The 19,900-nt window shown below is 37.1% G+C and carries 14 protein-coding genes; 3 read left to right on the top strand and 11 right to left on the bottom strand.

Annotated features, from left to right (window positions below; all coding sequences use genetic code 11):
• Window positions 1-242: 242 nt before the first annotated feature.
• The 7 genes from speB to M2M59_RS07865 all read right to left on the bottom strand — a co-directional run bounded on the left by speB (window position 243) and on the right by M2M59_RS07865 (window position 8,462).
• Window positions 243-1,088 (bottom strand): agmatinase, encoded by an 846-nt coding sequence (gene speB, locus M2M59_RS07895; protein ID WP_249775988.1) that lies wholly within the window; start codon window positions 1,086-1,088, stop codon window positions 243-245.
• A gap of 4 nt (window positions 1,089-1,092) precedes the next feature.
• Complete coding sequence (gene speE / locus M2M59_RS07890; RefSeq protein WP_147193491.1) at window positions 1,093-1,947, bottom strand: polyamine aminopropyltransferase; 855 nt, start codon at window positions 1,945-1,947, stop codon at window positions 1,093-1,095.
• Complete coding sequence (gene speD / locus M2M59_RS07885; RefSeq protein WP_066787050.1) at window positions 1,947-2,387, bottom strand: adenosylmethionine decarboxylase; 441 nt, start codon at window positions 2,385-2,387, stop codon at window positions 1,947-1,949. Before speD ends, speE begins: the two co-directional genes overlap by 1 nt.
• Window positions 2,388-3,884 carry an aminotransferase class I/II-fold pyridoxal phosphate-dependent enzyme gene (locus M2M59_RS07880; protein WP_249775932.1) on the bottom strand — a complete coding sequence of 499 codons (1,497 nt, stop codon included), beginning with the start codon at window positions 3,882-3,884 and terminating at the stop codon, window positions 2,388-2,390.
• Window positions 3,884-5,071 carry a methionine adenosyltransferase gene (metK, locus tag M2M59_RS07875; protein ID WP_249775987.1) on the bottom strand — a complete coding sequence of 396 codons (1,188 nt, stop codon included), beginning with the start codon at window positions 5,069-5,071 and terminating at the stop codon, window positions 3,884-3,886. The genes M2M59_RS07880 and metK overlap by 1 nt, the downstream gene beginning before the upstream one ends.
• Window positions 5,072-5,459: 388 nt before the next feature.
• Window positions 5,460-7,826: a heavy metal translocating P-type ATPase gene (locus tag M2M59_RS07870; RefSeq protein ID WP_249775931.1), complete on the bottom strand. Its 2,367-nt coding sequence runs from the start codon at window positions 7,824-7,826 to the stop codon at window positions 5,460-5,462.
• Window positions 7,827-8,213: 387 nt separating this feature from the next.
• Window positions 8,214-8,462, bottom strand: a complete 249-nt coding sequence (locus M2M59_RS07865; RefSeq protein WP_147193494.1) for a hypothetical protein — start codon at window positions 8,460-8,462, stop codon at window positions 8,214-8,216.
• A gap of 835 nt (window positions 8,463-9,297) precedes the next feature.
• Here M2M59_RS07865 and M2M59_RS07860 point away from each other — a divergent pair.
• The gene (locus M2M59_RS07860) at window positions 9,298-9,807 is read left to right on the top strand and encodes a YfiT family bacillithiol transferase (RefSeq protein ID WP_249775930.1); all 510 of its coding nucleotides are present in this window, start codon (window positions 9,298-9,300) and stop codon (window positions 9,805-9,807) included.
• Window positions 9,808-10,378: 571 nt separating this feature from the next.
• Here the strand turns inward: M2M59_RS07860 and parC are convergent.
• Together parC and parE are read right to left on the bottom strand one after the other, a co-directional pair.
• A complete protein-coding gene (gene parC / locus M2M59_RS07855) occupies window positions 10,379-12,802 on the bottom strand; it encodes a DNA topoisomerase IV subunit A (protein ID WP_249775929.1) in 2,424 nt (807 codons plus the stop codon).
• Complete coding sequence (gene parE / locus M2M59_RS07850; protein ID WP_150284385.1) at window positions 12,799-14,772, bottom strand: DNA topoisomerase IV subunit B; 1,974 nt, start codon at window positions 14,770-14,772, stop codon at window positions 12,799-12,801. The genes parC and parE overlap by 4 nt, the downstream gene beginning before the upstream one ends.
• Window positions 14,773-15,012: 240 nt before the next feature.
• Here parE and plsY point away from each other — a divergent pair, with 240 nt between their 5' ends.
• Both plsY and M2M59_RS07840 read left to right on the top strand, forming a co-directional pair.
• Window positions 15,013-15,615, top strand: a complete 603-nt coding sequence (gene plsY / locus M2M59_RS07845; RefSeq protein WP_249775928.1) for a glycerol-3-phosphate 1-O-acyltransferase PlsY — start codon at window positions 15,013-15,015, stop codon at window positions 15,613-15,615.
• A 15-nt stretch (window positions 15,616-15,630) separates the two neighbouring features.
• Window positions 15,631-15,918 carry a HesB/YadR/YfhF family protein gene (locus M2M59_RS07840; RefSeq protein WP_066787020.1) on the top strand — a complete coding sequence of 96 codons (288 nt, stop codon included), beginning with the start codon at window positions 15,631-15,633 and terminating at the stop codon, window positions 15,916-15,918.
• Between the two features lie 61 nt (window positions 15,919-15,979).
• On the opposite strand, the gene M2M59_RS07835 is transcribed toward M2M59_RS07840, so the two are convergent.
• The gene (locus tag M2M59_RS07835) at window positions 15,980-16,402 is read right to left on the bottom strand and encodes an acyl-CoA thioesterase (protein ID WP_249775927.1); all 423 of its coding nucleotides are present in this window, start codon (window positions 16,400-16,402) and stop codon (window positions 15,980-15,982) included.
• Window positions 16,403-16,537: 135 nt separating this feature from the next.
• The gene (gene acnA, locus M2M59_RS07830; protein ID WP_147193500.1) at window positions 16,538-19,243 is read right to left on the bottom strand and encodes an aconitate hydratase AcnA; all 2,706 of its coding nucleotides are present in this window, start codon (window positions 19,241-19,243) and stop codon (window positions 16,538-16,540) included.
• Window positions 19,244-19,900: the final 657 nt, after the last annotated feature.

Raw genomic sequence — 19,900 nt, 5'->3', positions numbered from 1 at the left:
GTCCTCCTTATTAACTGAATTGAATTTATATTATATTTATAAATATAATAGCATAAATATTCATTTAGTAAAGAGTTTTTTAAATTGTTAGAAACAGTATATAAAAAAAAGCATCTCTTTTTTTGAAATGCGTCCTTGTTACTTTATGTTAAATATCTAAAAGTGTGCCTAAGAAGTTTTCTAAAGATGAAGCTATTTACTAAAAAAGCCACACTTATAATAAGTGTGGCAGTGTTCTTAATCTATTTTCCTACGATTAATAATAATTCACGAATCGTTTTACATGCAATAGCAGTGGATGCGCCTGTTGGGTCATAAGGAGGGGATAACTCCACAACATCTGCTCCTACCACATGATTCAAATCATCAAGTACCTTTAATCCAGCTAACAATTCTTTATACGTAATACCACCTGGTTCAGGTGTTCCAGTGCCTGGGAAAGTGCCCGGATCTAATACATCGAGATCGATAGTTATATATATAGGAAGATTCTCTAATTTTTTTACGATTTCAGGTAAAGTTTCTATTGAAAAACGTTCCATATAGGTATGGTCTTTCGCCCATTCGAATTCTTCTTTAAGGCCTGAACGAATGCCAAATTGAAAGATGCGTCCGTCGCCTATGAATTCATGGCAACGTCTAATAACAGAAGCATGTGATAGTTTTTCACCCATATAGTCTTCTCGAAGATCTGTGTGTGCATCAATATGAATAACATGTAAATCCGGGTATTTTTCGTATGCGGCTTGGATGGTTGGGTAGCTTACCAAGTGCTCTCCACCGACCATTACAAACTTTTTCCCGTCATTAACAAGGCCTCTTGTAAATAGTAGAATTTCATTCATTGTTTTTTCAGTATTACCAAGTGGTAAATCAAGATCGCCAGAATCATGCACAGCAATATCTTCTAAGTCTCGATCAAGGTAAGGAGAATACGTTTCTAACCCATATGAGTCAGGGCGAATAGCTTGCATTGCAAAACGGGTACCTGGACGAAAACTAGTTGTCCCATCAAATGGAATCCCAAATAGAGCCAGTTCAGACTCCTCATAGGTGTTGTCACAGCCAATAAATGTTGATATATTCATTGTTTTACTTTGCAATCTTCAATGCCTCCCTTACATAGCTAGGCAATGCAAAAGCCCCAAGGTGTAAATCTGTATTATAATATTTCGTTTTCAACCCGAATGCATTCCACTTTTGTGCATCTAAATTAGTAATTGGGTGTTTTGTTTTTGATGCAAATCCGAATAGCCAATGGCCTGAAGGGTATGTTGGCATATGATATTGGTAAACTTCTGCAATTGGGAAAATGGTTGATAGTTTATGCCTTGCTTTTTTCATATTGTCCGCATACTCTGCAAAATAAGGTGATTCATGTTGATTGATTAAGATTCCATCAGTATTTAAAACTCTGTAGCATTCTTGATAAAAGGCAGTTGTAAACAAACCTTCTCCCACAGAAATTGGATCTGTTGAGTCCACAATAATCAAGTCAAATGATGCATCAGCAGCTTTTTTTACATAAGCTAGGCCGTCTTCAAATTTTAGAGACATGCGCGGATCTTCTTCTACCCCTTCAGCAGTGACAGGTAAATATTCTTGGCACAAGCGAAACACCCGCTCATCAATTTCCACCATAACTACTTCTTCGACTGTAGGATAACGCAATACTTCACGCGCTGTACCGCCATCCCCTCCCCCAATGATCAGAACCTTCTTGATATTTGGGTTTGTAGCAAAAGCAGGATGGACAATCATATCGTGGTAGATGAATTGGTCTTTTTCATTTACCATCATTAGTCCATCAAGTGTGAAAAATGTGCCAAACTCTTTACCTTTATAGAAATCGATTTTTTGAAAGGGCGATTGCTCACTATGCAAATGCTCATCATAGGAAATTGAAAACTTACAGTCTTCGCTCCATTGTTCTGTATACCAATTCATTATTTTGCACCTTCTAATTCATATTCTTCTGGTTTCACTTGAATTTTGCCTAATTCACGATTAGCAAATTGGCGAATTTTTTCAACGGTTCCTCGAGGAAAATCAAAGGATTCCACTTTTTTTGCTTTAAGCTTTTCAGCTAAGTAATCTCCGGCCTTCCATGGGCTAACTGACTCCCCGCACGTATAAACATCTACAGATGCAAAACCATACTCAGGCCATGTATGGATGGTTAAATGAGATTCAGATATAATTACAGCTCCCGAAACTCCATACGGATTGAAATGATGAAAAACAGATTCAACTATCGTTGCACCAGAATAGTCTGCTGCTTCACACATATATTGTTCAATTAATGCGTTATTCTCTATTATTTCACTTGGACACCCGTATAACTCAATTAATACATGTCTTCCTAAAGTATTTAATTCTAAACCCATTTACTTTTTCTCCTTTACGACCGTAATATGATTTTTTCTAGGTGAATCTGATAAAATATTACCAAAATTCTGGATATAATAATGATACTGTTCGATAACTTCTTTTGAAACGTATTCTCCAGGTATAACAAGAGGTATTCCTGGTGGGTAAATCATGAGAGAATCAGCACTTATTCTTCCTATTGCTTCGTGAATGGGTATTTCTTCATGTTCTGCATAGTAAGCCTCTCTCGGTGTTAAAAGTAAAGTGTTTGCACTAAAAGGCGTAACATGCGGGTATCGGATACTTTTCCCTTTGCCGTATTTGCGCTCAATATCAACCAAAGCAGTCACTAGCTTTTCTAGAGATTCTTTTGTATCAGCTGGAGTGATTACAGCCATAACAACATAACCTTCTGCTAATTCCATTTGAATATTATATTTTTCTTTTAGAAGCGTGTACACTTCAAAACCAGATAGTCCGCTTTCATTCACTCTGATGACAAGCTTTGTATAATCATGCAATTGACTAAATCTATGTTTTACATAGCTATTCTTTAATACTTCAAAGGAAGTATGTTCTTCTATTTCAATGATTGTTTGTTCAATGATTTCTTTTAAAGAATGATAACGAATGGCACCATATAATGCTAACTCGTGCCTAGCAACATCCAAGGAACTCATTAAAAGATAGCTAGCACTTGTCGATTGGAGCATATTCAATGATTTTTGAATTTGTTCTCTCGAAATTCGATCGCTGTTTAAAAGCAAGATAGAACTTTGCGTAAGCGAACCACCAGTTTTATGCATACTCATTGTGACCAAGTCTGCTCCTGCTTGGATGGGGTCGGGCAAAGAGTCAACAAATGATAAATGCGTTCCATGGGCGCTATCCACAATTACTGCTATATTTTGCTTATGTGCAAGTGTGCAAATTTTCTCCAAGTCATTCATCGTCCCAAAATAAGTTGGATACGTAACGAGCAAAGCTTTTGCCTTTGGATGTAATGTTAACGCCTTTTCTATCGTTCTTACAGAGACACCATGGGAAATTCCAAAGTGTTGATCCACTTCAGGCTCTAAAAATACTGGACAGGCGCCGCTCAAAATTATGCCATTCATTACTGATTTATGACAGTTTCTAGGAACCAGTATATGATCCCCTGGCTTACACGCCGATAGAATCATAGCTAAGATACCAATCGATGTTCCATTGACTAAAAAATACGCCGCTTTTGCCCTAAAAGCTTCTGCTGCTAACTGTTGTGCCTCTTGAATGACTGATGACGGATGGCTTAATAAATCCAATTCTTTCATCGAATTGACATCCATTTTCATCGTAAAGTCACTAAAGACATCGTTTAATGGGCTTTTTAAAGCTCCCATTTTATGCCCCGGCACATCAAAAGGGGTTGTATTTTTCTTTGCATAGTTAACGAGGGCTTCAAACAACGGCATCCGTTCTTGGGAACAAATATCATATTTTTCGTTAAGGATTTCTTGCAGCACTTGTGCCATTAACGAGTTGCTCCTGCTAAATCGCCTGCAACGGCTTCCCTTAAAGCACTTACTTTATCAAGCTGTTCCCATGGCAAATTTAAGTCATGTCGCCCAAAGTGTCCATATGCTGCTACCTGTTTGAACTGAGGATTCCGAAGATTAAGCATATTGATAATACCTCCAGGTGTTAAATCGAATGTATTGCGAATAGCTTGCAGTAGTTGATCTTTATCTACGGTTTCTGTTCCGAAGGTATCAATCGCGATACTTATTGGCTCACTAACCCCTATGGCGTAAGACAGCTGGATTTCACAACGTTTGGCAAATTTAGCAGCTACAATATTTTTAGCAACATAACGAGCTGCATAAGCTGCTGAGCGGTCTACTTTTGTACAATCTTTCCCTGAAAAAGCGCCGCCTCCGTGTTTTGCTGCTCCTCCATAAGTATCAACAATAATCTTACGGCCGGTAAGACCTGCATCGCCATGTGGACCTCCAATAACGAAACGTCCTGTTGGATTAATTAATGTATTTATATCTTCATTCATTCCAAATGTGCGAATTGTTTCTTGTACAATCTGTTCGTTTATATAATTCTTGAATTCAGCCATATTTACATCTTCATCATGCTGAATAGAGAGTAATATTGTTTCTATTCTTGGTTTAGTCGGATTTGTATAGTCGATCGTCACTTGAGATTTCATATCTGGGCGTGCCCATTTAAAGTCTCCAATTTTTCTTAAGAAAGAAGCTTTTTTCATCAAGGTATGAGCGATTTCAATTGCAAGCGGCATATATGTTTCTGTTTCATCCGTTGCATAACCAAACATAATCCCTTGGTCTCCTGCTCCAATCTCCTTTAGATCACTTGAAGAATCGACACCCATTGCAATATCTGGTGATTGTGTATGAACAAGTACTTGAATATTGCAAGTATGTCCGTCAATACCGAATTGTGCATCACTGTAACCAATCTCAAGTAATGTGTCACGAGCAATTCTCTCAATATCTAATATGGCAGAAGTTGTGATTTCTCCCCCGATAATAACCATATTTGTTGTCGTAAACACTTCACATGCAACTCTTGAAAATGGATCTTGAGCTAAAGCTGCATCTAATACAGCATCCGAGATTTGGTCTGCGATTTTATCGGGATGTCCTTCTGACACCGATTCCGAAGTAAATAAAATTTTTTCAGTCAATATAATCCTCTCCTACTAAAAAATGTAAATATTAGCATACAAAAAAGCTCTCCAACCATTAGAAGGAAAGCTTCGATTAATATCAACTGCTTATCCTCTTATCGTTCACAAAACTTTGTACATTTTGTGCTCAGGTTGAGCCCCATGAACTGATAAATATCAGTTTGGTTTGCCACCGTATCTTAGACCCCTCGTCTCAACGGTTTTTAATAAGAGCAACTTTATTTTGCTAAGGCTTATAGTAATTGAATTTTTTTTGACTGTCAATCTATTTTTAAAACTTTTTTTATTTTGTTGAATTAAAAATCTACTAAAAAAGCCCTCATTAATGATAAATAAAACCCCAAAACTCTTTTAACACTTAGAGTTTTGGGGTTCTCACGATAGAAAATTAGCGGTTCGGTACTCGAAGGACACGCATGGCATTTAACACAGCTAGCAATGTAACCCCAACGTCAGAGAATACTGCTTCCCACATAGTGGCAATGCCAAAGGCACCTAATAGCAGGAATATACCTTTCACACCTAATGCAAAGAGAATATTTTGCCACACAATCACTCGTGTCCGTTTTGCAATACCTATAGCTGCTGGTATCTTAGAAGGTTCATCGGTCATTATAACGATATCTGCTGCTTCAATCGCTGCATCTGATCCTAATCCTCCCATTGCCATTCCGACATCAGCACGAGCTAATACAGGTGTATCATTGATACCATCCCCAACAAAAATTAACTTTTCTTTAGGATTTTTCTGGGCATCAATTTTTTCGATTTCTTCTACTTTGTGTTGCGGCAATAATTCAGCATGCACCTCATCAAGCCCAAGTTTCTCGCCCACAGATTTCGCTACAGATGCTGCATCACCAGTCAGCATGATGGTCTTTTTTATGCCTAGTTCTTTTAAAGAACGAACTGCTTGAACAGAATCTTCTTTTAGTTCATCTGCTATAACAATATACCCAGCATAATTACGATTTAGGGCAATATGAACAATCGTTCCAATCTCACTAGGTTCCTTGAATGCTATGTTTTCTTTGTTCATTAGTTTTGCATTTCCAGCTAAAATTTCTTTCCCATCAACTGTTACAGCAGTACCGTGGCCTGAAATTTCATTGTACTCTTGTATCTTGTCAACGCTAAATTCTTTCCCATATGCATTTCGTATTGACTGTGCGATTGGGTGATTGGAATGAGTTTCAGCAAAAGCAGCATATTCCAATAGGTCTTCTTTCGAAATATTACCAGATGGGCAAATGGTCGTGACTTCAAATACGCCTTTGGTTAAGGTACCCGTCTTGTCGAACACAACATACTTCACATTATTTAGAGCTTCTAAATAGTTGCTTCCTTTGACCAAGATACCCATCTTAGATGCTGCTCCTATTCCCCCAAAGAATCCTAATGGAATAGAAACCACCAACGCACAAGGACAAGAGATAACTAAGAATACCAGCGCCCGATAAATCCAATCCGAAAAAGTTGCGCCATTTAACAATAGCGGTGGTATGAAAGCTAATGCAGCAGCTACAATAACGACAACCGGTGTGTAATAACGAGCAAATTTCGTAATAAAATTTTCGGTTGGTGCTTTTCGACTGCTAGCATTTTGTACGAGATCTAGTATTTTAGAAACAGTCGACTCACCAAATGCCTTAGTTACCTCTACACTCAATAGCCCACTTTTATTGATAAACCCACTTAGTACATCAGAACCAGACTGCACCTCTCTTGGAACTGATTCACCTGTTAGCGCAGATGTGTCTACCATGGAGTTTCCTTCTATGACCTTTCCATCTAATGGAACCTTTTCGCCTGGTTTAATGACAATGATATCCCCAATCTTTACTTCATCAGGCGAAACTCTTTTTATTTCATTTCCGACTTTTATGTTGGCATAGTCTGGTCTGATATCCATCAAATCCCCAATGGATTTGCGAGAACGGTTTACAGCAATGCCTTGGAATAATTCACCCACTTGGTAGAACAGCATAACAGCCACACCTTCTGGATATTGCTTGATTGCAAACGCGCCAATAGTTGCAAGAGCCATAAGAAAATGCTCATCAAATACTTGCCCACGCAAGATATTCCTAAAGGCCCTATAGATGACATCCCCACCTACGATTAAATAAGCAAGAAGAAATAGAGCTAACTCATATATACCTGAAACAGGAGTAAACATACCAAGCGAGCCTATAACTATACCAATTCCCAGTCGAACCAACACTTTTTTTGTATTTCCAGTTTCATGATTGTGTTCATGTGGATCTTTGTCGTATTCTTCAATGGCTTTCACGTGTGGTTCAATCCGGTTAATTAGCTTCACTGCTTCATTTATCACCAATTGTTCCGAAGTGGCGGATTCGGAAACTTCTATTATTAATTTTTTCGATACAAAATCTACAGAAGAACTGGTAACTCCTTCTAATTCTCCTACACTTTTTTCTATCTTTGCTGCGCAATTTGCACAATCTAGTCCATCCAAGTACAGAGTGTGGTTATGAGTATTTCTCGCTTTCCGTCCTTTTTCTAATATATTGATGTGTGGCTCTAGCCTGTGAATATTACGCCTTGCTTCTGCAATGGTATCTATTTCTTTTGCCTTATCCATCTCCATCGTCAATGTCTTCGTGGCAAAATTAACATTACACGAAGTAACGGATTGAATACCATTTACACTTTTTTCAATTTTCATCGCGCAATTTGCACAATCAAGTCCTTCTAACAGAAGTTCATGCTTTACTTTTTTGTTTTCCAATTTATTCACCCTCCTTTCTCTTTTTTCTGCTCTTTCATACAATCCCTACCCTTTTTAACCAAGCTATTTACTTTTATTTGCATTTCCATCACCTCTCAATAATATATGATCAAATATTCATATGTTAAATGTATGCAAACTTAAGCTCTTAATTACTTCACTAGCAATATATGAACAAATGCTCATATATAGTATTGACTACATTATATTCATTAACATAAAAAACGTCAATGAATAAACAGAATTTTAATTAAAATACAAATAAAAAGGATTTCGGATAAAATAAAAAACCTACACTAAAGTGTAGGTTTTGCCAAAGGAAAGGATTTTCCCAGCCTATTATAAGGAAATGACAAGGAATACTAGTTAGAATTTTGCTTTGATTTTTTAATCCATGATGGTGATTTTGTGTTCATAAAGTTCACCAGGATATTCAATCGACAGAAAAGAAAGTAAAGGCAATCGCAAATCCTTCGTTATACGAAAATGCACATCGTTAAGATGAATGTTGCGACCTAGCTTGTAAATAGATTCGTAAAGGGAATCCTTAGACAGCCATAAAACCCCTTTTTCTTTCTTAGAAAGGTACTCTACTACATAATCCTTATTCTCCTTATTAATAGTTAACGTTAGCATTACATCAATCCCTTCCTCTAACTACTATTCAGTAATGAATAGCCATATTATTATTTCGCAAAAAATGAACCTTATAACTTGTCAGGCCACGTAACTGCGATTTAAGTTTTCTATAATATGGTATGCGCACTGAAAAATTGACTGTTTTTTGATAAAAAAGTATTTTTGATTAAATTTAAGAATAAATCCATAAATCAACACTAATACTTGAATACTTGTAATAAGAAATAAATACCAGTACCAATTTTGCTTAAAATACCTATTTCCTCAAATGTGCCTTGAAAAGTAAGTTATTACTATAGGTACCTGCTTCATATCAATAATAAACAAAAGAAAAATCCTTCTCATTATTTTACATTTACCATCTATCTAAAAGAATCCCCACTTGCCCTTTCTAATTGTAGAGATGAACAAATCAAAGTCAACTTATTGCCGACTAATCTATATGCTTGGATCAATAACTTACTTATTCCATATCAAAATTTTATATAGTTCATTTATCATTTACATCAGAAGAAGTAAAAAAAGAAATATTAAATATTGCACTTGCACTTATTGAATTAGACAGAAGCTATACTATCCCAACAGGTTCTATTAGAAAATCATCATTCTTTCTGGAAGATGATGAAAATGTTATGATTGAAATTATTACTACTGTTTCTAACCTTCATGATTTTTTATCCAGATAGACCACGGAGAATGTAGTATTTATAAAGTTTCAGTTCGAGCGTATTGGAGAAATTAGAATTAAAGTTAATCTAAAAGAAGGCCCATATTATTTTGAAGACAATTGTGTGAATAGCTTTTAAACTATAAAGAGGAAAAGAGGATTATGATGGATATAAAATACCCAATTGGTAAACTAAATGTTCCTGATGAAGTAACAGTTGAATATCTACAAGAATGGCTGAGAAAAATCGAGACTTTTTCAAATCGATTAAGAGAAACAGTAGGAACATTAAACGATCAGGAATTAAGCAAAACCTATCGTGATGGTAGTTGGACAGTTCGTCAACTTGTACATCACATCGCAGATTCACAGTTGAACATGTATCAACGACTAAAACTAGCTTTAACAGATGAGAATGCAAAAGTACCCGCTTTTGATGAAGAAAAGTGGGCGATACAACCAGATACAAAACTTCCTGTAGAAGCTTCCATTAAAATGTTAGAAGGTATAAATGAGCGTATCGTGTACTTAGGAAATAGTTTAACTGAAGATCAATTAGTTCGATACTTTACTCATCAGACTAACGGTAAAATTACAGTTGCGACAAAACTGGCCAAATTAGCTTGGCATGAGGAGCATCACTTAGCTCATATAAAAATCGCATTATTACAATAATACAATTTTTATGGAAGTGGCTTATCAGTTCGATGAGCCGCTTATTTTTGGGGATTATTTAACCATTCGCTACTTATCCCCTTACATATACTTCTTCAGGATGTTTGCTTTTATTGCATCAACTCGTAGGATTGTACATATTTTTCGTAATTACTGTTTCAAATGTTCTTAGTCCTACAAATAATACATATATAGTTCAAGTCCTCTCTACCATAATCAATCTATTAAAACTAATAATAATACGATTGCCTAAATTCATTACATTTTTTAATTCTATTTTCCAAACTTACAATAAAGATGCAATGACAATTATCACCATTCTATATTCATTTGTAGGATATCCAAAATTGTCATTCCCAAAAACAAAAAACCTGAGAGAAAACTGAAAAACAGTTTCTCCCAGGTTTTTATCTTTCTGTGGCATAGCAAGCTGAGGTTTTCTACCGGACAGCCCATTACTATCATTGCGTAATCCTAGAAAAATTGCCTAGAATGGCAACTTAAAAATTATGTCAGCTAATTTCATCCATATAATAAGTGATTAATGCTTACATATTTATTTAGGATTTCCCTATTTAGCTGGTAGTTTTAAAATATGAGATATGAAGCCGTCTGTTTTAACATCAATTACATAAGATACATTTGAATATCTTTCCGACAAGCTATAATTTTCTTCTCGCAAATCTTCTTTTAAGCCATTATCAGTAATTATTTGAATGCCTTCCCCTTTTTCTACATAGACAACCGTATAAATACGGTGTGGTTGCTTTTTGAGCTCTCGAAGTGTAAGTACACCACGTAGTGCACGATTGCCTGTCTCTACTTCATCAAGGGCCATTTTTTTAACGCCTCCGCGTTCTGTAACAATCATTACCTTGCCTTTATGGTTTGGCGGAATAATATTTGCAGCTTTTACCATATCCCCATCCAATAAATTCATCGCTTTTACGCCAGCAGTCCTTATGCCTGCCACCGGTACTTCATCGAGTTTAAATCTTATTGCATAGCTCAGATAGGATGTTAAATAGACTTCCGCACCTGAATCTGCAATTCCAGAAGCTATTATAAGATCATCTTTCTTAAGATTCATCATTTTAAATGGCTTATTATAGCGTTGTACCTGGAAATCTGCCAAAGCAGTTCGTTTAATTTGTCCATTCTTCGTAATGCTGACAACATATTGATCGGTATTAAAATCTGCAACGCCTTCAACATTTATAATTTTTTCTTCAGAGTCTAAAGGAATGATACTTGAAATATGCTGCCCTAAATCTTTCCAACGAATATCTGGTAACTCATGGACTGGAAGGAATATATAATGACCTTTATTTGTAAAGGCCAATATATGCTGTTGCGTATTTAATTGCGCCTCGTACAGTAAATGGTCGGATTCTTTCATGGCAAAATCTTCACCATTTGAAGCATTATACGAACGAATACTTGTCCTCTTTACGTAGCCATCACTAGTAACTGTCACGACTACGTCTTCACTTGGTACTAAAACATCTAAGTCTACTTTAATTTCTTCAATTTTTTCTTCTATTTCTGAGCGTCTTGGTTCTTGGAACGTTTTTTTCACTTCTTTTAATTCCTTTTGTAGCACGCTCACAAGCTTCTTCTCGCTCTCTAATATACTCTTTAGCTCGAGAATCTTTTCTTCAAGTTCTTTCTGTTCTTGCCGAAGTTCTGTAATATCTGTATTGGTCAATCTGTATAGCTGTAATGAAACAATTGCTTCCGCTTGAATTTCAGTAAAACCAAACTTCTCTTGCAAATTATGCTTAGCATCTTTTTTATCTTTTGAAGCACGGATAGCTGCAATAACTTCATCTAGAATTGATAGTGCTTTCATCAACCCTTCTACAATATGTAAACGGTTGTTAGCTTTATCTAAATCATACCGAGATCGTCTTACAATAATTTCTTTTTGGTGAGCGATGTATGCGTCTAATAGCATCTGTAAACTCATCATAGTTGGACGACGATTGTATATAGCAATCATATTGAAGTTATATGTAACCTGTAGATCGGTATTTTTCAATAAATATTTTAAAATCGGTTCTCCGCTGATTTCTTTCTTTAATTCAACTACTATTCTTAAGCCTGAACGGTCAGACTCGTCACGTACTTCTGCAATGCCATCTAAGCGTTTATCTAATCGCATTTCATCCATTTTTTTAACAAGATTTGCCTTGTTTACATCATATGGAATTTCAGTGATAACGATTTGCTCTTTAGCACCCTTAAGTTTCTCAATTTCTGCTTTAGCTCTAACAATGATCTTTCCTTTGCCTGTTTCGTAGGCTTTTTTAATCCCGTCAACCCCTTGAATAATGCCACCTGTTGGAAAGTCAGGTCCATGCAATACCTGCATTAGTTCTTGAACAGTAGCTTGAGGATTTTTCAAACGCATTAATACTGCATCTAACACTTCAGCTAGATTATGCGGTGGGATGTCGGTCGCATAGCCCGCGGATATCCCTGTTGACCCATTGACTAATAAATTAGGAAAACGTGAAGGCAGTACAGTTGGTTCTAAATCTTGATCATCAAAATTTGGCACTAAATCCACTGTATCTTTTTGAATATCGCGCAGCATTAGAGCTGCAATAGAAGATAAACGGGCTTCTGTATAACGCATAGCAGCAGGCGGATCACCATCGACAGAACCGTTATTGCCATGCATTTCGATTAACATGTGGCGGGCTTTCCAGTCCTGGCTCATACGTACCATAGCCTCGTAAACAGAACTATCACCATGTGGATGATAGTTACCGATTACATTTCCGACTGTTTTAGCCGATTTTCTAAAGGGCTTGTCGTGTGTATTGCCTTCCATAAACATTGCATATAGAATACGGCGCTGTACTGGTTTAAGACCGTCTCTTGCATCTGGCAAAGCACGGTCCTGGATAATGTATTTACTATAACGACCGAAGCGATCACCGATGACTTCCTCTAAAGGCAAGTCTTGAAATATCTCTGACTGCGTCATGTAAGATCCCCTCCATCATGTTGTATAAATTCGCTTTCTAATATCGTACTGTCTTCTTCAAGGCCAAAGTCCACATGCGATTCAATCCATTTTCTTCGTGGTTCTACCTTATCACCCATCAATGTGGCAACGCCTTTTTCTGCTCTTTCAACATCATTGATTTGAACGCGAACCAATGTCCGTGTTTCAGGGTTCATGGTTGTTTCCCAAAGCTGCTCAGCATTCATTTCACCAAGGCCTTTGTAGCGTTGAAGAATATAACCCTTACCAATTTTCTTAATTGCTTGTTGAAGATCTTTCTCTGTCCAAGCATATTCAATTACTTCTTTGCGCCCAGTCCCTTTTGATACTTTATAAAGTGGCGGCAAGGCAATATATACTTTTCCTGCTTCAACAAGTGGTCTCATATAACGGAAGAAGAAAGTTAAGAGTAATACCTGTATATGAGCGCCATCCGTATCGGCATCCGTCATGATTATAACTTTATCGTAAGCAGCGTCTTCAATGTTGAAATCTGTACCAACTCCAGCACCGACTGCATGAATAATGGTAGCAATTTCTTCGTTTTTCATGATGTCCTGAAGCTTTGCTTTTTCCGTATTGATTACTTTTCCTCGAAGAGGCAAGATGGCTTGGAAAGTACGGTCCCGCCCTTGTTTAGCTGAGCCTCCCGCAGAATCGCCTTCGACTAAGTATAATTCATTTTTGGCAGCATTCTTAGATTGTGCTGGCGTCAATTTTCCTGATAAGATAGTTTGTTTTTTGGATTTTTTACCATGACGTGCGTCTTCTCTTGCTTTCCGTGCTGCTTCGCGAACTTGCTGTGCACGAATAGCTTTACGTACAAGCGATGCACTAAGCTCCGCATTCTCTTCCAAAATATACATTAATTTTTGGGATACGACACCATCGACAGAGCTACGTGCTTCTGCTGTGCCAAGTTTGCCTTTAGTTTGACCTTCGAATTGTAATAGATTTTCAGGAATTCGGACTGAGATGATGGCAGCTAATCCTTCACGTATATCTGAGCCATCCAAATTTTTATCTTTTTCTTTTAGGAGTCCGACTTTACGTGCATATTCGTTAAACACACGAGTCATTGCAGCTTTAGCGCCTGTTTCGTGTGTGCCTCCATCACGTGTGCGAACATTATTAACAAAGGAGAGGATAGTTTCGGAATAACCATCATTGAATTGAAAAGCAAATTCAACTTCAATTTCATCTAGTTCGCCTTCAACATATTTAACTGGATGCAATACATCTTTTTCTTCGTTAAGATAGGCTACAAAGGCTTCAATTCCATTTTCATAATGATATACTTCTTGTCGCTCGGTTTCTTCATCAATAAGCTCTATTTTTAAGCCCTTTAATAAAAAAGCAGATTCACGTAAACGTTCAGCTAATGTATCGAATTGATACTTGGTTGTTGAAAAGATTTCTGGATCAGGCTTAAAATGAATAAATGTGCCTGTTTCTTTCGTTTTGCCTAGATTAGCAAGTGTAGTTACGGGCTTACCGCCATTTTCAAAGCGCATGCTGTATTTATGGCCATCTCGGTAAATGGTTACATCAAGCCATGAAGAAAGGGCGTTTACAACAGATGCTCCTACACCGTGCAAACCACCACTTGTTTTATAACCACCTTGTCCAAATTTACCGCCTGCATGCAAAATGGTAAAGATTACTTCAGGAGTTGATTTACCTGTCTTGTGCATCCCAGTTGGCATGCCACGTCCATAATCTCTTACACTAATACTTTGATCTTTATGGATTTTCACTACAATATGTGAGCCAAAACCCGCTAATACCTCATCTACAGCATTGTCGACGATTTCGTATACAAGGTGGTGCAAGCCTCTGCTGTCTGTAGAGCCAATATACATACCCGGACGTTTTCTTACGGCTTCTAAACCTTCTAATACTTGAATATCATCTTCACTATAAGAGGTGATTGTTTGTTTATTTGTCAAAAAATATTCCCCCTAAACACAAACATCCGTTCTACTTTTATAAATCATATACACAATAATAGATACTGTCAACTTCTTGTTCAGTTAGACTCAGGTTTTATTGTATCATTCGTTTAATCTATTGGACAATAAGAACCGGCAATTATTGAGAAAGTTGGTCATTGTGTACGCTTACAGTCTCGTGATAAAATATTATTACAATCTAATAATACCAACTACTAATGTTGGAGGGAGTTTTAAATGAATAGTATTTTAGTTGTTGTATTGGCTTATCTAATTGGTTCCATCCCATCCGGTTTATGGGTTGGTAAAGTTTTTTATAAAACCGATATCAGACAGCACGGAAGCGGAAACTTAGGTGCTACTAATACCTTCCGTACGCTTGGAAAAAAAGCGGGTATAGCCGTTACACTTATGGATATATTAAAGGGCACACTTGCAACTATACTTCCTATTCTAGCTGTTTTCCAAGGAAGTGGTATCCATCCACTCGTTGCTGGCATCATTGCTGTCGTTGGGCACATGTTCCCTATCTTCGCTGACTTCCGAGGAGGCAAAGCTGTGGCTACGTCTGCAGGTATTTTACTTGGCTACCATTGGCCAATCTTTATCTTGCTCCTTATCGCCTTCCTTCTTTGCTTAAAAGTGTATAAAATGGTGAGTCTAGCATCTATGTTTGCAGCTGTTGTGGCTTTTATTTACGCACTTATTTATGGTATTTTATATAATGAATATCTTTTACTTATCATTATTTCCATTATTGTAGTCTTTATTTTTTATCGCCATAGATCTAATATATCGCGCATAAAAAAAGGAACAGAACCAAAAGTAACATGGTTATAAAAAAGGAGTGTTCTTATGAAAATTGTCATGTCTGAACAAGCATTTCAGTGGTTTTCCGATGAAATGGATGTAGCGCAAGGAGATACCATTCGTTTTTATGCTAGATATGGTGGCTCAAATCCTTTCCACGAAGGGTTTTCTCTCGGCATGAGTCAAGACTCGCCAATTAATCCAAGTGTTGTATTAGAGCATAATGGCACTACTTTTTTTATTGAGCAAGACGATACATGGTTTTTTAACAACCATGATTTATATGTAGATGTAGATCGCCAATTAGATGAACTTAAATTTGATTACAAGTAGATAAAAAATGCAAAAAGCATGCCTAATTCGGGCATGCTTTTTTACACTATTCATCCAAGAGTTATTTGATTTCTGCAATTTCTTTATACTTATTAAACCACACCGGATTAATTCGTTCAAAAGCAACTGGTCGGAAATTTTCTTTTTTCACCACAATATGTTCGGATGCTGCTGTTGCTGCAATCGTTCCATCACTATGTACAATTTCATAGCCATACACAGTACGAAGACGTTCCTGTGATACAATCCATGTACGTATAATCGCTTTTTCACCATAACGTAGTGCAGCTTTGTAGCTAATATTGACATTCATAACAGGCGATACATAGCCTGCTTCTTCTAATTGAGTCACGCTAAAGCCTAAATCATGAATCAGCTGCGTCCTCCCTAATTCCATCCATATAACATAATTAGCATGGTATACAACGCCCATTTGATCTGTCTCCGCATAACGAATTTCAATTTCTTTTTCACTTACAAACATGTTGTTCACCTCATGTTAAGTATACCGTTATTTTGAGAGAAAATCCTTCCATAGCTTTTCTTCTTTCATTAAATCTCCTTTGTCTTATAAACTAAAACAAGTGCACAAAATTATTGTGCACTTGTTTGAACCATATTATTTAGATAATTTGTTACGTAAAACCATTTGTAGGATACCGCCGTTACGGTAGTAATCTACTTCTACTTCTGAGTCAAAACGAGCAAGCGCTTTGAATGTTTTAGTATCGCCATCTGGAGATGTAGCAGTCACAGTTAGGATATCACGAGGTTTAACTTCATCTGTAATATTAACTGAGAATGTTTCTTCACCAGTCAATCCTAGTGATTCTGAGCTTTCACCATCAACGAATTGTAGTGGTAGAACACCCATCATTACTAAGTTTGAACGGTGGATACGTTCGTATGATTCTGCGATAACTGTTTTAACGCCAAGAAGGTTAGTACCTTTAGCTGCCCAGTCACGTGAAGAACCCATACCGTAGTCTTTACCAGTAAGTACAACTAAGCCTACACGGTTTTTAGCATATTTCATTGCTGCATCGTAGATATACTCTACATCACCTGTTGGCCAGTAAGTAGTGAAGCCGCCTTCTGTACCAGGTGCGATTTGGTTGCGGATACGGATGTTTGCGAAAGTACCGCGCATCATTACTTCATGGTTACCTCGACGGCTACCATAAGAGTTGAAGTTTCGTGGTTCTACGCCATGTTCACGCAAGTATTTTCCGGCAGGTGTATCTTTACCAATTGCACCAGCAGGAGAAATATGGTCAGTTGTAATAGAGTCACCAAATTTCGCTAACACACGCATACCCATAAGCTGTTGAATTGCTTCTGGTTTTGCAGATAGGTTTTGGAAGAATGGCGGATTTTGAATGTAAGTTGAATTCTCATCAAACTCGTAAAGTGAATCTGTAGAAGTTTCAATTGCATTCCATTTTTCATTTGCATTGAATACAGTTTCATATTCTTTTTGGAACAACTCACGTGTAACAACTTTTGAAAGAACGGCATTTACTTCATCAGATGATGGCCAGATGTCATCAAAGAAGACATCATTTCCATCTTTGTCTTTACCGAATGAATCTTTACGTAGGTCTACATCTACAGTACCAGCAAGCGCATAAGCTACTACTAATGGTGGTGAAGCCAAGTAGTTAGCTTTCACTAATGGATGTACACGGCCTTCAAAGTTACGGTTACCTGAAAGTACAGAAGTCACGAATAAATCTTTAGACATGATTGCTTCTTCAATTTCTGGTAATAGTGGACCTGAGTTACCGATACATGTTGTACAACCGTAACCAACTGTATTGAAACCTAGCGTATTTAGGTAATCTTGTAAACCAGAATCTTCTAAGTAGCCAGTAACAACTTTTGATCCTGGAGCAAGTGATGTTTTAACCCATTTAGGAACAGTTAAACCTTTTTCCACTGCTTTTTTCGCAACAAGACCTGCAGCGATTAGAACGTAAGGGTTAGATGTGTTCGTACAAGAAGTAATCGCAGCAATTGCTACAGCACCTGCTGGAATTTCAACATCACCCTCTGCAAATTTAGCAGTTGAAGTTTTTGTGAATTCATCTGGAGTTAAGCCAAAACCTTGAACGCCAGCTGGAGCCACTACTACTTCGTGGTAGCGTGTTTTCATATCTGAAAGCGGAATTAAATCTTGTGGACGTTTAGGGCCTGAAAGATTAGTTTCGATTTCATCTAAGTTAATTTCTAATACATCTGTGTAAGTAGGTTCTAATTCTGGGTCAAAGAACATGTTGTTTGCTTTTAAGTAAGCTTCAACAACGTTGATATGTTCTTCGTCTCGGCCTGTAAGACGCATGTAGCTTAATGATTCATCATCGATTGCGAAATAACCACATGTAGCGCCATATTCAGGTGCCATGTTAGAAATTGTTGCACGATCCGCTAAAGGTAATGCAGAAACGCCTGGTCCGAAGAACTCAACGAATTTGCCGACTACACCTTTTTTACGCAATTCTTGAGTTACTTTAAGCGCTAAGTCAGTAGCTGTTGAACCGCTTGGCAATTTTCCAGTTAATTTCACACCAATTACTTCAGGAATTGGGAAGTATGATGGTTGGCCTAACATACCAGCTTCTGCTTCAATACCGCCAACACCCCATCCAAGAACACCAATACCATTGATCATTGTTGTATGAGAGTCAGTACCCACAACAGAGTCTGGGAATGTTTCGTAAGTGCCATCAGCATTTTCATTCACGTGAACTACTGGAGCCAAATACTCTAAGTTTACTTGGTGAACGATACCTGTTGCTGGTGGTACAGCACGGAAATTATCGTAAGCTGTTTGAGCCCATTTCAAGAAATTGTAACGCTCAGCATTACGTTCGAATTCAAGATCCATATTCGCTTTAAGAGCTGCTTCGTTACCGTATTTGTCAACTTGAACAGAGTGGTCGATAACAAGGTCAACAGGAATTGCTGGATTGATCTCGTTTGGATCTCCGCCCATTTTTTTCATTGCATCGCGTAATGATGCAAGGTCAACTACTACTGGTACACCAGTGAAGTCTTGAAGAACAACGCGAGAAGGTTTGAATGGCACTTCAGCATTTTCGTCTGCATCTTTGCCCCATTTCGCTAAGTTTTCTACATGGTCTTCTTTAATTACATAGCCATCATATTGACGTAATACAGATTCTAATAAAACTTTGATTGAATAAGGAAGGCGTGATACTTGTGCAATACCAGCTTCTTCGATTGCAGCTAAACGATAATAGTTGTAAGATTTACCGTTAACTTCGAATGAAGAACGACTGTTGTGCAAGTTATTGTTTGCCATGTTCGGTTCCCCCTTTAATTATCTACTGAAAAGGGCTTCGTATAAGCTTCTTTTCACCAATACCAATAATAATAGAAAACAACACATAAGTAAATAACATTAATTTTATAGATTGATATAAATTTTTCTTATCACTTCTCACTTTTCATAAAAAAACATAATCCCACATGATATTACTACCCTGTTACAAGGATGAATACACCTATTTTTTAGAAAAATATATAGAAGGTAGGACATTTATGGGAATATAGAAATAAAGAAGTAATATATATCAAATAACCGCAGTTTTAATTATATGTGATAATTTAACTTACACAAAAATTATAAGAGTTTGCACAAGAGGTTTTGCTAATAAAAAAACGAACTAAGTATGACATTTAATCTCATACTAGTTCGATTTCTGATTAATATTTTACCTGATTACTATTCAATAAGAAAAACTCACATGAAAATTTAGTTTTGTGTTCATTCCAGCTAGTGCTTTCCACGGGCTTGGCTTCAACCTCCTAGTTCTCCTGCGGGGTTTCGACTCAAGCTTTTGCCGCAGCAGCCGCCGTCTCCAATTCACATCGTTAGATATAATCATCACTACTTAGGACTATGTTCTAAGAAAATGCTTATATGAATATAAAATCTAATTTTATTCAAAACTCTTAA

The organism is Rummeliibacillus sp. G93 (assembly GCF_023515935.1).
GTDB classification, from domain to species: Bacteria; Bacillota; Bacilli; order Bacillales_A; family Planococcaceae; genus Rummeliibacillus; species Rummeliibacillus stabekisii.
Note: the sequence above shows the minus strand (reverse complement) of the source record. Positions and strands in the feature narration are given on the sequence as shown.